The organism is Embleya sp. NPDC056575, from assembly GCF_042793325.1.
Lineage (GTDB): Bacteria > Actinomycetota > Actinomycetes > Streptomycetales > Streptomycetaceae > Embleya.
Genome location: NZ_JBHTVA010000013.1, coordinates 116,099 through 130,212 on the forward strand (window position 1 = coordinate 116,099; position 14,114 = coordinate 130,212).

At 68.8% G+C, this 14,114-nt stretch carries 12 protein-coding genes, 1 pseudogene and 2 CRISPR repeat arrays (1 of these 15 cut by a window edge); of the genes and pseudogenes, 7 read left to right on the forward strand and 6 right to left on the reverse strand.

The features are described 5' to 3' along the window. Positions 1 to 53 precede the first annotated feature (53 nt). The 3 genes from ACFRCG_RS12915 to ACFRCG_RS12925 form a co-directional block, all read right to left on the reverse strand. Positions 54 to 401 carry a hypothetical protein gene (locus ACFRCG_RS12915; protein ID WP_380030886.1) on the reverse strand — a complete coding sequence of 116 codons (348 nt, stop codon included), beginning with the start codon at positions 399 to 401 and terminating at the stop codon, positions 54 to 56. A gap of 296 nt (positions 402 to 697) precedes the next feature. Continuing rightward, entirely contained in the window at positions 698 to 1,201 is a 504-nt protein-coding gene (locus ACFRCG_RS12920; protein WP_380030887.1) for a hypothetical protein, read from the reverse strand. 97 nt (positions 1,202 to 1,298) lie between these two features. Continuing rightward, positions 1,299 to 2,513: a helix-turn-helix domain-containing protein gene (locus ACFRCG_RS12925; RefSeq protein WP_380030888.1), complete on the reverse strand. Its 1,215-nt coding sequence runs from the start codon at positions 2,511 to 2,513 to the stop codon at positions 1,299 to 1,301. Positions 2,514 to 2,612: 99 nt separating this feature from the next. Here ACFRCG_RS12925 and ACFRCG_RS12930 point away from each other — a divergent pair, with 99 nt between their 5' ends. The 3 genes from ACFRCG_RS12930 (at position 2,613) to ACFRCG_RS12940 (ending at position 5,045) form a co-directional block, all read left to right on the forward strand. Next, on the forward strand, positions 2,613 to 3,302 hold the full coding sequence (locus tag ACFRCG_RS12930) for an HAD family hydrolase (protein WP_380030940.1): 690 nt from the start codon (positions 2,613 to 2,615) through the stop codon (positions 3,300 to 3,302). 412 nt (positions 3,303 to 3,714) lie between these two features. Further along, positions 3,715 to 4,248 carry a hypothetical protein gene (locus ACFRCG_RS12935; protein ID WP_380030889.1) on the forward strand — a complete coding sequence of 178 codons (534 nt, stop codon included), beginning with the start codon at positions 3,715 to 3,717 and terminating at the stop codon, positions 4,246 to 4,248. A 212-nt stretch (positions 4,249 to 4,460) separates the two neighbouring features. Further along, on the forward strand, positions 4,461 to 5,045 hold the full coding sequence (locus tag ACFRCG_RS12940; protein ID WP_380030890.1) for an ATP/GTP-binding protein: 585 nt from the start codon (positions 4,461 to 4,463) through the stop codon (positions 5,043 to 5,045). Positions 5,046 to 5,231: 186 nt separating this feature from the next. Further along, a CRISPR array of direct repeats spans positions 5,232 to 6,164; the repeat unit is 19 nt; unit sequence CGGCTCACCCCCACCTGCG. A 921-nt stretch (positions 6,165 to 7,085) separates the two neighbouring features. Here ACFRCG_RS12940 and ACFRCG_RS12945 read toward each other — a convergent pair. The 3 genes from ACFRCG_RS12945 to ACFRCG_RS12955 all read right to left on the reverse strand — a co-directional run bounded on the left by ACFRCG_RS12945 (position 7,086) and on the right by ACFRCG_RS12955 (position 9,584). Further along, the gene (locus ACFRCG_RS12945; RefSeq protein ID WP_380030891.1) at positions 7,086 to 7,529 is read right to left on the reverse strand and encodes a hypothetical protein; all 444 of its coding nucleotides are present in this window, start codon (positions 7,527 to 7,529) and stop codon (positions 7,086 to 7,088) included. A 324-nt stretch (positions 7,530 to 7,853) separates the two neighbouring features. Further along, on the reverse strand, positions 7,854 to 8,756 hold the full coding sequence (locus tag ACFRCG_RS12950; protein ID WP_380030892.1) for a hypothetical protein: 903 nt from the start codon (positions 8,754 to 8,756) through the stop codon (positions 7,854 to 7,856). A gap of 573 nt (positions 8,757 to 9,329) precedes the next feature. Further along, a complete protein-coding gene (locus tag ACFRCG_RS12955) occupies positions 9,330 to 9,584 on the reverse strand; it encodes a hypothetical protein (RefSeq protein ID WP_380030893.1) in 255 nt (84 codons plus the stop codon). Positions 9,585 to 9,806: 222 nt separating this feature from the next. Between ACFRCG_RS12955 and ACFRCG_RS12960 the strand changes: the two genes are divergently transcribed. The 4 genes and pseudogenes from ACFRCG_RS12960 to ACFRCG_RS12975 all read left to right on the forward strand — a co-directional run bounded on the left by ACFRCG_RS12960 (position 9,807) and on the right by ACFRCG_RS12975 (position 13,230). Continuing rightward, the gene (locus ACFRCG_RS12960) at positions 9,807 to 10,664 is read left to right on the forward strand and encodes a hypothetical protein (protein ID WP_380030894.1); all 858 of its coding nucleotides are present in this window, start codon (positions 9,807 to 9,809) and stop codon (positions 10,662 to 10,664) included. Between the two features lie 40 nt (positions 10,665 to 10,704). Next, the gene (locus ACFRCG_RS12965) at positions 10,705 to 12,120 is read left to right on the forward strand and encodes a B12-binding domain-containing radical SAM protein (RefSeq protein WP_380030895.1); all 1,416 of its coding nucleotides are present in this window, start codon (positions 10,705 to 10,707) and stop codon (positions 12,118 to 12,120) included. After that, positions 12,117 to 12,563, forward strand: a pseudogene (gene tmk / locus ACFRCG_RS12970) (dTMP kinase); the annotation flags it as partial. The gene ACFRCG_RS12965 and the pseudogene tmk, both read left to right, overlap by 4 nt. Before the next feature lie 199 nt (positions 12,564 to 12,762). Beyond that, positions 12,763 to 13,230, forward strand: coding sequence for an NUDIX domain-containing protein (locus ACFRCG_RS12975; RefSeq protein ID WP_380030896.1), 468 nt, complete (start codon positions 12,763 to 12,765; stop codon positions 13,228 to 13,230). A 209-nt stretch (positions 13,231 to 13,439) separates the two neighbouring features. After that, a CRISPR array of direct repeats spans positions 13,440 to 14,114; the repeat unit is 29 nt; unit sequence CGGCTCACCCCCACCTGCGTGGGGACTTC; it runs 86 nt beyond the window's last position.

A 14,114-nucleotide genomic window follows, 5' to 3' on the forward strand; every position in this document is an offset into this window, starting at 1 on the left:
AAGCGAGTACCCCGACCCGACACGGGAAGAGGGCGCCATCGCTCCGTTGACGATCACGGACTTTCGGTGCAGTCGCTGTCGTGCGGGGCCTCCTCGCCCATGCGAAGGATGGGCTTGGTCAGTGGATTCTCGGCGTCGAGCCTGTACCCCATGGCGGACATGCGGTCCACGCGGATGCGCTCGTCCTTACGGACCTCGTCCCGCAAAATGTCGGTCCGCACGTTCTGGTCGGCCCGCATCAGGACTGCCGCGACGAGCGCACCGACGGTGCCGTCGGGAATCCTGAACCGCTCGAACTCGTACGCCTCGCCGTCCGCCGTCAGATAGCACGAGACGAGGGTCTGATCGCCCATCCCGCCCGCGACTTCGTACTCGAGCCACGTGCTGTCGGGTGATGGCACGCCGCCTCCAGGGTGTGAATCGTGGTTAATGATGAGGTAGGACTACGGCGAAACAGGCCGTAGTGGTGGCCCCGTCGGCCGCCGACGAGGCAACGACTGGGCGGGAGCCGGCCCGGCACCGACTCTCGGCCACCACCGGGCCGGGGTCGTCCATCGTTCGCCAGGGACGGACCCGGGAGGCGATCCGGTGCGGCGGAATACACAGCCCGCGCCGGACGGCCGAGTGTGATGTCCAGTCGCAGCAGCCGAAGAGCGGCTCGTCCTCGTCAACCGCCCGAGACAGGTGCAGCGGGCGATCAGCGGACTCCCGGAAGAGCACTGGCTGCGAGCGTACGCACGGCCACCCCCATAGCCGCGCACAGGTGCGCGCTGTTCGTGAGCCGCACGGTGCCGTCGACCAATCGAGGATGCTCGATCCACCAGGCCATGGGCGTCCACGGTGCGGGCGGTGGGGCAGGAGTGGGGAGCCACATGTAGGTCCCCGTGGACAGGTACCGCGCCTGAGCAACGGCCGAGAGGCCGGAATCGGCGACGAGTTCCCTCCACCGGTCACTGCTGCGGGGTTCGATGAGGAACGAAATCCTGCCCAACTCGGTACCGACCACCGGGCCGAGATCAGCCGCAGCCTTGAGGAGTGAGCACGTCTCCCGGCCGAGATCGGCCTCGACGACCACGACGTCGAACAGGGGGCCGACGCAGACGACCCGAACCGCAGGCCCGTGAAGCTGACCCGCAATACCCCCGACACCGGAAGAGGTACCGACTCGGGCAAACCACTCGATGACGTGCTCGTCTTCCACCCTTGGCTCCTTGGGTCGACTGCCGACGACGGCACGATAGGAGCGATCGAGGGGGACTATCCGAGCTGTGGGTTCGGGTAGTCCCGTGGTTCGGTGGTCAGTTCGCGAGCATGCCCATGCGTGCCGCGAGCGCGGCAACCTCGCGCAAGTACGAAGGCCGCGCCCGTTGCCTCAGCCCACGCACCAAATCCCGCACCAACAGGCTGTTGTGGACATCCTCTGGTGCCACCCGCTCGGCTTCCTTCAGGTGCAGGAGCACAGCCGGATCCTCGCGTCGTTGCTCGTAGCAGCGGGTCAGTTCCAACAGGTGCGTCGCCTGCCGTTCGACGGAGGGCATCACGGAGGGGTTCACACCGCTGGCGATGCGCAATGCATGCCCGGTCTCACCCGCCTCCATCTCAATGGAGACCCGGTGCAACAAAACGTTCGTCGGCCCGAACGCTGTCCACTGCACGTTACCTTCACCCGCGACCCGAGCCGCAGGATCGGCGTGCTCCCGCAGAACCTTCCGAGCATCCGACCAACGACGTCGCCGAGCGAGTGCCACCGCAATGACCAAGTGCAGGGATCCGTACAGCGCGGCTACGTCGGACACCGACTGCCAGTCACCCAACTTTGCCGCAGCGCGGCGGGCCACGAGTTCGGCTCCCTCGGGCTCACCGTCCGAAAGTAGAACGTGCCCGAGGTTCCAGTCGGACGTCGCGATCCGCAGGGGATCGTCGGCTTCCACGGCCGAGCGGCGGGCCCGGTCTGCAGCCAGCAGGGAAAGGTCCATGCGGCCGGTGCGCTTACAGTAGGTACGCAGCAAGCCGTAGAGGTCGGCGGCGATCCGGTGTGCCTCGCGGAATTGCCGCGTCTCGCCCGAAGTCCTCCACGAGCGCAGGGCGTAGTCCGTGTCGGTGATCAGCGGCGGCAGGAGCACTCCGGTGTCGGAGAATCGGGTCGGCGACGACTGATACGTGCGCCACGCGGACTCGACACGCTCTCTCAGGATCGGCAGGTCGGGAGGCGGATCGTCCGGCGAGGGGCCAAGGCCCATCAGGGCCCGCTCCACCACGTCGAGCCCGTTGCGGACCCTGTCCTCCTGCACCTGATGTGGTTCTCCGAGCAGGGCTGAGGTCGGTACCCCCAACTCCTTTGCCAGGGCGTGGAGAACGGCGATCGTCGGAGTCTTGAGGCCACGTTCGATCTGTGACAGATAGTCCTCGGCGATGCCGACCAGGCCCGCAACGGCGGCCTGGGTCCGTCCTCGCCGCGTTCGGTGAAAGCGCACGCGTTCCCCGATGGGGATGTCCGCGGCGTTGTAGCTCATTCCGATCCTCATCTCGCGCGTTCGGCACTTGTCCCTACGGTAGGCGGGCAGACCATGCAACGCTGACCGGACCGACCGATACACAACCGGAGAGTGACCATGGCTCGCCATCGCCTCGTCCTTTGGGACATCGACCACACTCTGATCGACACCGGAGGTGTCGGCCGCGAGGTCTTCGCCGACGCGTTTGGGAAGGTCACGGGCGTGACCATGCGTAAACAGGCGAGGGTGCACGGGCGCACCGAGCAGGTGATCTTCGGCGACACCGCACGCCTCCACAACCTCGATCCGAACGAGTTCACCTTCTCCGACTTCGCCAATGCCCTGGCCGATGGCTACCGCGCCCGTGCCGCAGAAATGCGCGAGCGCGGGCACGCGTTGCCGGGCGCAGCGTCAATCCTCGCCGCCCTGGACAAGAAGGATGGTGTCGTGCAGACCGTCGTAAGTGGCAACCCGCAAACCGTCAGTCGCGTAAAGCTGGAGGTTTTCGGACTGGACGCGTGCATCGACTTCGGCCTCGGAGCCTACGGTGACGACCACGTCGAGCGGCCCGAGCTGGTCCGCGCAGCCCGCCGTCTTGCCGAGGCGCGCTATGGCACGCCGTTCGGCGAGGCCAACACTCTCATCATCGGAGACACGCCTGCGGACGTGGACGCCGGACGTCACGGCGGAGCCAGGGTCATCGCGGTGGCCACCGGAGCGAGCGACAAGGACGCGCTATCACGCGCGGACCACGTGCTCGACGATCTTTCCGACACGGCTGCGGTCGTCGAACTCGTATGCAGATGAGACTCGACGTGCGATTCCCGGCGCGTGCACCACCCGGGTGCGTCGGCCGCCGATCGCGGATCCTGCGGTGCCGTCCTGACAGCACCGATGACAGCCTCCGCAACCCCGACCGCCCGACGATCGACGACGTACCCACCGAACTTCCCGGCACTCTCGCCGCCATCGCCGTCCGCTGGGCCATCTCGCCGAGGAGCACACCCCATCGGGGCCGGCAGATCGACGTAGCCCTCCCCCACCTCGTCGCGTTCTCGCCCGACCGATACCCCGTCGCGACGGCGAACAACAAAAACTCCCTCGCGAGCGTCACGACGGTTGTGGCGGTTCCCGATCAGGTCGCGCCCCGGTACGGTGTGTGATCTCGACCGAGCGAGGGGGACTCGTGGTACGGAGCACGGCCGTCGGAGCAATAGCCGTGGCATTGCTGGCCGTCGCCGGATGCAACAGCAACGACAGCGGCGACACGAAGGCTTCGCCCACCAACCCACCTCCGACGCCGTCTACTCAGGCATCAACCACACTGAACTCGGAAGACGACGCCCGCATCAAGGCACTCGACGTCTACAACCGATTCGGCGATCTGCAGATCCTGGTCTCAGGCGGTACACCGCTGGACGAGGCGGGGTTGGGGCGAATCGCAACAGGACGGGCTGCCTCAGTGATCCGACGTCTGGCAACGACGACGGCGGAGGACGGGATCACGATCAAAGGACCCATCGTCCACGCCCCACACAACGTGGTCGTCTCTCTCACAGCAACGGTACCTACCGTAACGTGGGAAGACTGCGTAGACGTGAGCCAGCGACGTGCCACCAACAAGGACGGAACACCGGCGGAAGTCGTGGCTTCCCAGACACGCTTCGTCCAGGCGGTAGTCGTGACCCGTGATGCGACAGCCGGCGGCTGGCGAGTGACCGACGTGAACGCCCAACGGGATCGCGCATGCTGAGCCAGAGTCGTCTGCTGGCCGGGGCATTGACTTCGGTCCTGCTGGTGGCCTCCGGTACACCTGCTGCGGCAGAGGGCGCGGATGACGACGAGATATCCGTAGATACCGTCGGCGACATCGTGATCGGCGCTCGTACAGGCGGAAAATCTGGCAAACCCGGTGGTAGCAATACTGTTCCGGCCGGAACCGGTGCAACTGCGGCTCCGGCGCCGGTGGATCCGAGGGACCCCGACGACACCCAATGCCCAGGCGCCGCCCTGGTCCTGGACGCGACGTCGTGCATGGGCACCATCGACCCCGGCGGAGGCAACACCGGTGCGGCACCGACACCACCCACCCCCGCCCAACTCGGCGCCCAAGCCTCCGCACGGATCCCCCTCGACGCGCCCGCCCTGCACCTGACCCCAGGCCCCGGCAAGACGGGCCTTGTCGGACTCCCCACCTGGTTGTGGGTCGACGCCACCCCGACGTCGTGGGGCCCGGCCACCGCGACCGCCGCCGTCCCCGGGCTGTCCGTCACCGCCACCGCGGCCGTCGACCGCATCACCTGGACCATGGGCGACGGCGCAACCGTCGTCTGCACCACCCCAGGAACCCCCTACACCCCCAACCGAGGCGCACAACCCAGCCCCGACTGCGGCCACACCTACACCCGCCCCGGCATCCACACCGTCACCGCCACCACCCACTGGACCATCACCTGGGCCGGCGGCGGACAGACCGGCACCCTCGCAGCCACCCGCACCACCACCATCAACAACATCCGCGCAGGCGAAATGCAAGCACTCACCTCCTGAAGCTCGCGCACAGCCTCACCCAACCGAGACCGCAAGGCGGCGGTGGCCCGCGCATTGCTCGCGACCGGTGACGTGCTCACCGGCTCCCCCAACGCAGGGGCGCGATGGGTGATTGAGCACATGTCGCCTCACCCGCCCCAATCGCTCCCCCGCCATCGCTCCATTCGCGAAGAAACGGGCGCCGTACGGCTCACCCCCCACCTGCGTGGGGACTTCGGGAAGAAGTCCACGACCGGCGGCTCACCCCCACCTGCGTGGGGACTTCTCTTGGGGACCAGAAAACCCTAGGGTGCATCGCGGCTCACCCCCACCTGCGTGGGGACTTCATCCAGGCGGGCACGTCGTGGATGACGCCCCGCGGCTCACCCCCACCTGCGTGGGGACTTCGCTCGCTCTGCCTCCTCGCGATCCACTGTGGTCGGCTCACCCCCACCTGCGCGGGGACTTCCCGCATTGGGCCCCTGACCTGCGCGGGTTGCACGGCTCACCCCCACCTGCGCGGGGACTTCGAGCGCGAGGGCGACGGCCTCCGCTCTCACCTCGGCTCACCCCCACCTGCGCGGGGACTTCAAGCGGGATGCCGGGGGACAGCCGCAGCCCCTCGGCTCACCCCCACCTGCGCGGGGACTTCGCGGGGAGGTCACCCCAGGTGCCGCGGCCGAGCGGCTCACCCCCACCTGCGCGGGGACTTCACGCGCATGGTTGCCGCCGGGGCAGACCTCTGCGGCTCACCCCCACCTGCGCGGGGACTTCCATGCGATGCGGCCGGCCCGCCCTTCGTCACCCGGCTCACCCCCACCTGCGCGGGGACTTCCCGATCGTCATCGTCCCCGCGAACGGACTGCTCGGCTCACCCCCACCTGCGCGGGGACTTCTACGCCACGAAGGCATTGAACGGCGCCTTCGGCGGCTCACCCCCACCTGCGCGGGGACTTCGGAGATCACCACCATCATCGCCTCCGGCCGACAGGCTCACCCCCACCTGCGCGGGGACTTCGGGGATGTTCGTGCTCACGGGGTCTCCTTCGTCGGCTCACCCCCACCTGCGTGGGGACTTCGATCGGTTCAACCCCAGCGGGCAGACCGCGCTCGGCTCACCCCCACCTGCGTGGGGACTTCCCTTCCTGACCTGGGGGTTCTTGAGGGCTTTGCCGATTCGTGATGCAAACAGGGTCATTGCGGCAAAGTTCCTGCCTGTTTCCGCTTCGGCGCATCGGCAATCGTTTGCGAGCTGGGCGTTGTCGCATGGTTTGATTCTGTCTGCGCGTCGGCGGGACAGGCGTGCGGTGTCGTTTGCGGGGTGTCCGTCTTGGAGTTCCCGCCGTCATCGACGCGTCCGAAACGAGATCGGCTTGATTCCGGCGCAGTCACGAGACCAGGATACGAGCCCTGCCTCCGGTCGCTCGGGCGGCCGGACGACAATCCCCGCCCGCACGAGGGCCCCTCCCCACGCCGGCCGCCACGGTGGACGGTCCGGTGCGATGGCGTCGAATCTCCACGCCGTGACGTCACACACTCCGGGTGGCAACACGAGGGCGGTGGACGGCACGGCGCCCTCGTCAGGAATGGCAACCCGACCGCGGGCTCCCGCGTGCCGGCCTGCAGGGCGTCCGTGATCGCGCGGCGGATTCGCGGAACTTCGCCGACGAGCAGGCGCTCACGGCCACGTACGAGTACGACGGCAGCCGATCGACGAGGTCGCGTATGAAGAACCGACGGACGTCGCAGGCGGTTCACAACCACCGTTGCCGGCACGGCGATCGGCCCTTCGTCGAGGAGCTCGGGCACATCGGGGACACGCACCCGAGCACACAGCCCGCAGGCAACCGCGCTCACGAGAGCGCGGGCGGAAGGCGTACGACATAACGCTGTCCCAGCCGACCGCGCCGAGTTCGAGGCATGGGGCAGGCACGCTGCTCGCACAGGGACTTCCGGTACGGGGCCCTGTAATCGATGGCACGCCCGACCCTCCGCCACTCGTGTGGGGTACTTCTCTCGGCTGCCACCTACGCGAAGGCCACCGGCGGCTCAGCCAAACGGCTACCGGGAACCGACGCACTCCGCGAGAAACGCGGGCATGGCGTGCCGCTCCACGAGGCGTCCGCGCGCATGCGTCGCGGTGTCGTCGGCGGGCAGGAACACCCCGTCGCACCGGCGACAACACAACAACCGGGCCCACACCGCACGTTGCGCCTGCCACTGGGGATGGGCCACGCGATACCGCCGCCGGTAGACAACCAGGAACCAGACCGCCAGCAACAAGGCCACCCCCGACGCCGCGGACCCGAGGATCGCGTTGATCACCGCCGCCGTCACGAACATGCCCACGAACGCCGCCACCAACGCCTGCCGCCACCCCCGCGCCGCCCACGGACGCACCGGCGGCCTCAGGGAACGCGACAACGACGTCTGCGCCCTGCCCGTACCACGCACGGACCCGACCACACTCTCCAGGCCACGCGGACCCTCCAGACGCACGGACACCCGCCCACGGGTCCGGGACACCGCCACCCCACTCTCGTACAGGGCCCGGACCCTGACGACCTGATCAACCTGCCGACACCGCGGGCAATGCATCACTGCTGCTCCTCCTGGGGACACACCTCGAAACGACACCACCGCGCCGCACCAGACGCGGGCGGCAACAGCGGACAAGCAATGGCCCACTCTTCGTCGGAAGGCGGGGCATTCACAATCGGACACATCCGTACGAGCCCACTCAGGGCGCACGCGACGTCGAGTGCCGAGACGCCCGCGCGGAACGACGCGCGAACCCTCGAGCCACCGGGCCCTCCGCCCACCCAGCCGTCACCAACCCTCTCGGCCAGTCAACCACCCAAGTAGCCAAACCAACACGCGAGTTCGAGAATCGGAAAACACCATGACCAGGCCTGTAACGCGGCGCGCAGCCCGACCGGGTTGAGGTCGATCGTGCCCACACAGCACGTTGCGCCCGAGATCGTCGCCGCATCGGCGGCCTGCGTATCGTCGGAGTCCTTCGGATCGGATCGACGGAGGCGGGAGCGACCCGGAGCTGCCGCTTCCGGCCTGGGCGGCACCGTTGCCGGTCGTCCCGCCGCTCGGGCGGGTATTGCCCGCCCTCATACCGGTCTCCGACGCGTCCAGGTCGACAACGCCGTCGGCATGGGCAACGGTCGGCAGCCACCGCCGTGTACCTCGGCACGACCTGTCCCGTTGGGCATCCATGGCGGCCACGCGCCAGATCCCGGCCACGTCACGGGTGAGGGTGTACGCGCGGATGTAACGGGACACCCGGGTGGCGATCAGCGCCAAGGTGCCGTCCCGATGCACGGGCCGCCGCCCGGTGATGTCGACGCAGGCGGCGAGCGTGACGATCGGTGTCGTGCTCGACAGCGACACCACCACGTCGCGCGGCGCCGGAGGCGCGGGCGCCCCCGGCAGGGCGATCCCGGTGGTGCTCACGTTGCCGACGATCCGCTGAATGAGGCTGACAGAGCGACCGATCGCCGTCTTTTCGAGCGCGGCTTGGTCCAACGCCGACCCCGCCTCAACCGACCCCGGCATCCGGTCGTACCGCCCGTAGACCTCAACCGCCTGGGCTTTGGCAACGTCCTCCGCGCTCGACACCACCAGAACCTGGCCGGACGGAGGTGCCGGTGACGGAGTGATGCGCTCCGCAGTCGTGTCGCCGTCACCGCCATCGCACCCGACAACCACCAGCAGCACCACCGCTACCGCGACCGTGCCTGTACTCCGCCCCATGAGCCCCTCGATCGGCCGTGATCACACCCGGCACCCAGGAAGTGCCACGACAACCACACCAGTGACCACCGAACCGAAAATCGCAAATACACGAACCACCCCGCCCCGTCCTCAAGAGGACTTCCCGACTACCGGGGCCATTTTTGAGACGGCCCGAGTTGAACTGACGAATCCCGTTTCGACCCCCGAGGTCGGGCAGGATTCCGGCTTTCCGAGTGCATTCGCCCTGGTACACGAAGTCGGGCGGTGGCCGGTGGGGTTCACGGTGCGCGCCCTGTCGGGGTGGGCAGGCCGAAGCGTCCGGTGCCTGGGGTGGTCGGGGCGCCCCGGTCCGTGATCTGGGGTCGGTCGTTCGGCCGACCACTCGCGGGCGTCGGGCGAGGGTCGGGCGGTGTGGCCGGGCTTGAGACTCGCCGTGCCGGGCGTCTCGACCGGCCTCCGGTCCGTGTCGTCGATGTCGGGCAGGGGGTTCGCCTGTGTTCCGCAGGATGTTCCGCTGCGGACGCGTTCGGGGCCGTGGCCCCGGAGCACACCGTGCCGTCAGGCCCCCGATCGACCGGCCGGTGCTGCCGGTTCCGCCCGGGTGGCACCGTCGCCGGTCATCCCGCCGGCCGGGCGGGTATTGCCCGCCTTCTTCCCGGTCTCCGACGCGTCCAAGACGACCGTGTCACCGACGGCGTCCACGTCGACGGTGCCGTCGGCCCGGGCCAAGGCCAGCCACAGCAGCGCAACGAGCACCTCGACCGCCACGTGCGCCGGCACGACCTGTCCCGTTCGGGCGTCCATGTCGGCCACGCGTCCGGATCCCCGCCACGTCGCGGGGATGCAACAAAGCCGAGATCCCGCAGCGCCCGACCGACGCCAACCGCAGAGCGCTGCAGCGGCGACGACAAGCCCTGGACGTCGACGACCTCGTCCGCACATCGTCGTCCCATATCCGAGGGAAAGCCCCGGCTCGAAAACCGGTCCTGGGGTGACATCACGTCGAAACGCGTCGCCGGAGGCCCGAGCCGGGACATGCTGTCCGCATGCCCCATCGCCTCGCCGAGGAGCACTCGTGACGACCATCCCGCCTGGTCCACCGGCCCGACCGGCTCCCGTGTACGCCTGCTGGACACCGGATCCGGCCTGTGGCTGGCCACGTTCGACCCGAGCGAGGATCTACGGCTGGACATCGTCACCGGCGAGGACGACCCCAAGCCCGCCGTCACCGTCACCGAACCCGATGAACTACCCGCAGTGCCGAAGCCCTTGAACACCGCGTTGAAAAGCCTGGGCACGGTGGTGCGGATCCCCAACCCCTCACTGTGGGAGGCGATCAGCACCGCGATCCTGCGCCAGGTCGTTCGAGCCGCGCAGGCCCGCAAGATCCATCGCGCCTGGTGTACGGCCCACGGCCCCGTCGTGGAGACCACCGCGGGCCGCTTGTCCGCCGCCCCCGGGCCCGAGACGGTCCTCACGCTGCCCGAGGAAGCGTTCAAGAACGTCGGCGCCCTGTTCCACCGCACCGCGCTCCAAGCCGCCGCACACGCCTATCTCCAACACGCCGACCGATGGCGGACCCTGCCCGCCGGCGCACTCGTCGAGGCGCTGGACGAGGTCCCGCGCATCGGCCCGTGGACCGCCGCCGCGGCCGCCGCGGACTTCACCGGCGACTTCTCGATCTACCCGCACCACGACCTGGCCGTCCGCACCTGGGCCCGCCGCATCGCCCCGGATCATCCCTGGCCCGCCACCGAAAAGGAGTTCGGCACCCACTGGCGCCGATGGGCCCGCACCGACCGCCAGTTGCACGCCCTGACCCTGTACACACTCACCTGGGGGACGTCACATGCCGACCAACGGCAGTACGGAGGCACCACGGCACAGCACTGACCTCATCGCCGGAGCCGACCCGACACGGACCCTGGACGCCGTGTTCGTCAACGCTCCCCTGCGCAACTACACCGTGCGCCCACGCGTCAACGACTACACCCTTCCCGTACTCGGCATGGCCTACATCGCCACCCACGCCCGGCACGCCGGCCACAACATCGGCCTCCTGGACGCCGAGACACACGGCCTGGGCATCGACGAGACCACCGCCATCGTCAACCTGGCCCGACCACGCTGGGCCGGATTCAACCTCCTCGCCCCCACCTACGCCCTCTCCGCCCGCATCGCCCACGCCCTGGACCCGGACATCAAGATCATGGTCGGGGGCCACCACGCCAAAGCCATGCCGCACACGGTGCTGTGCGATCCGCGCTTCGAACGACTGACCGCCCTGGTCCTGGGCGAGGGCGAAACCCGCGTCGCCGCACTGCTGGACGACCACACCCACCGCGCCACACTTCCCCAGGTAATGTGGCGCAACCCGCAACCAGGCACCATCGCCGTCGGACTCCACCGCGGCGACCCGAACCCCTGGCTGTCCCCCGACGTCGAGCAACTCCCCCTCGTAGACCGCGCATTCCTGCCACAGGATCCCTACCGGGCCACCGACGGCCGGGTGGAGGCGAACATCGTCGGCTCGCGCGGCTGCCCCTACGACTGCGCCTTCTGCGGCGCCGCGGTCTCCATGAACCGCGACCTCACGATCCGCACCCGCACCCCGACCGGCATCCTCGCCGAACTGGACCACCTCAACGCCGGATACGGCGCGACCGCGTTCAGGTTCGTCGACGACCTGTTCCTCGGCGCCGAACGCATCATCCGCACCGCCATGGACGCCTTCACCGCCGACCACACCGGCGAACGCTACGTCTGGGACGCCACCGGCCGCATCAACGTCCTGCACCGCCTCGACGACGCCATGCTCGACACCCTCGCCGCCAACGGCCTGCGTGAGGTCGCACTCGGCATCGAGTCCGGCTCGGACCGGGTCCTCACAATGATGGACAAACGCATCACCACCGCCATGACCCTCACGGTGGTCCGCCGCCTGATGGAACGCGGAATCGACGTCAAGGGCTACTTCATCCTCGGCTACCCCGACGAACACACCGCGGACCTCACCGCGACCGTCGCACACATCGAACGCCTGTGGGCCCTGTCCGACCGTCTACCCGGCACCTTCCGCGCCTCGGTGTTCGAGTTCCGCCCCTACCCCGGCTCACCCGTGTGGGACCGACTCGTCCAGGCCGGCCACGATCCCCACCGCATGCAAGCCTACGAAGACGTGGACCTGACCAACGACGGCGCGGACGAAGGCATGCGGCAGCGCGACGAATTCAACTTCTCCGTCGGCATAGCGTTCTCCCAAACCCCCCTGCCCGCCCTCCGCCGCCATCTCGCCGACCTCACCCGCCGCCAACACGCCCGCACCCACCCCCCGACGGACGCCCGATGAACGCCCCCGGTTACTTCCTGACCGTGGACGGCCCCGGTGGGGTCGGCAAGTCCACGACCGTCACGGCGGTCACTCGCCGACTGCGCGAACTCGGGCACACCGTCCACCCCACCACCGAACCCTCCGGCAGCGCCCTGGGCATCGCCACCCGGCGCCTGGCCCAGGAGGTACGCGGCACCGCCCTGGCCCTGCTCGTGGCCGCCGACCGACACCACCACCTCGACACGGAGATACGCCCCCACCTCGCCGCCGGCCACACGGTGGTCTGCGACCGCTACCTCGCCTCCAGCCTCGTCCTCCAACGCCTCGACGGCGTCCCGGGGGACTTCATCCGGGCCATCAACACCGGCGTCACCAGGCCCGACCTCGCCGTCGTACTCACCGCCCCCGCCACCACCATCACCCGACGCCTGCACACACGCGGATCCCACCACCGCTTCGAGGACGACCCCGACAACGTCACCCGCGAACTCGACCTGTACGAACAAGCGATCATCATCCTGCGGGACATGGCCGTGCCCGTCCTGCGCGTGGACGCGGACGCCCTCACCCCCGCGAGTGTCGCCGCCGCGATCGTGCACGCGACCGGAATCACCTCGGCTAGGGTCGCCCCCGACCGCGTCCCCCACCCGAACAGAGAACATGGACCCCGCCACCCCAGTCATCGACGTACACCTCATCCTCCGCGACGGAGACAAGATCCTCCTCTCCCAACGCGGCGGCCCCTACGGTCACGGCCGATGGCACGCCCCCTCCGGCAAACTCGACCCCGACGAAACACTGACCACCGCCACCGCCCGCGAGGCATACGAGGAGACCGGAGTCGTCGTCGACCCACATAGCCTCCGCCTCGTCCAGACCGTCCACCACCACCAAGGCAACGGCGCACCCGACCGCATCGGCTTCTTCTTCGAAGCCACCACATGGGAGAACGAACCCATCAACCGCGAACCCGACAAGTGCCTCCGACTGGCCTGGTTCGCCGTCCACGACCTGCCCGACGACCTCATCCCCTACCCCGAAGCCGGACTACGCGCATACCTGAACGGCAAACCCGGCCTCACCACACACGGCTGGCCACACACCGAGAACGACCGATCGGAAAGCTGAACCACCGACAGCCGTTCGTCATCACCAACACGCAATGGCGAACAGACGCACGCCTACGTCTAATCACAACACCAGTTCACGACCAGTTGCGAACCACACGACGCAAACCTCATCACCGGCCGCACACCCCGTAGGCTCGTCCCCACTCGACGGCAACATGGCCAACGATGCCGACATGTTTCACTGTCTGCTGGTCTACCGGCCCTCGACGGCTCACCCCCACCTGCGTGGGGACTTCCCCTCCGCGCCGCCCGCCAAGTCCGCAACCATCGGCTCACCCCCACCTGCGTGGGGACTTCTGACGCGGCAGGCGCAAGCGCGCTTGGCGCTTCGGCTCACCCCCACCTGCGTGGGGACTTCCGGCGGTTGTAGCGCAGGAAATGGGTCTGGATCGGCTCACCCCCACCTGCGTGGGGACTTCGATTTCCCGACCCCGGAATACCGGCCGGAGCACGGCTCACCCCCACCTGCGTGGGGACTTCCCCGGCGTGGTCAGCATCGCGGTGGCGGCCTGCGGCTCACCCCCACCTGCGTGGGGACTTCGCGCGAGCACCGCGGCGGTCGCCTCGGAGAACCGGCTCACCCCCACCTGCGTGGGGACTTCAACGTGTTCGGGCCCCTCATGGATCCGGACCTCGGCTCACCCCCACCTGCGTGGGGACTTCGACTTCATCACCGTTCGCAACAGCCCCTCCGACGGCTCACCCCCACCTGCGTGGGGACTTCATGATGGCCGGCCGGCCGGCCCGCCCGCAGGAGGGCTCACCCCCACCTGCGTGGGGACTTCACGACCTGGTCGCAGCCCGGCCTGTCGGAGACCGGCTCACCCCCACCTGCGTGGGGACTTCGGTATCGGGGGCGCGGTCCGGGTCGGCAGCGTCGGC

Bases quoted from the DNA above. Each gene is read 5' to 3' on its own strand.
- ACFRCG_RS12960 (WP_380030894.1), top strand. From the start codon at position 9,807: ATGCTGTCCGCATGCCCCATCGCCTCGCCGAGGAGCACTCGTGACGAC.
- ACFRCG_RS12975 (WP_380030896.1), top strand. From the start codon at position 12,763: ATGGACCCCGCCACCCCAGTCATCGACGTACACCTCATCCTCCGCGAC.
- ACFRCG_RS12930 (WP_380030940.1), top strand. From the start codon at position 2,613: ATGGCTCGCCATCGCCTCGTCCTTTGGGACATCGACCACACTCTGATC.
- ACFRCG_RS12925 (WP_380030888.1), bottom strand. From the start codon at position 2,513: ATGAGCTACAACGCCGCGGACATCCCCATCGGGGAACGCGTGCGCTTT.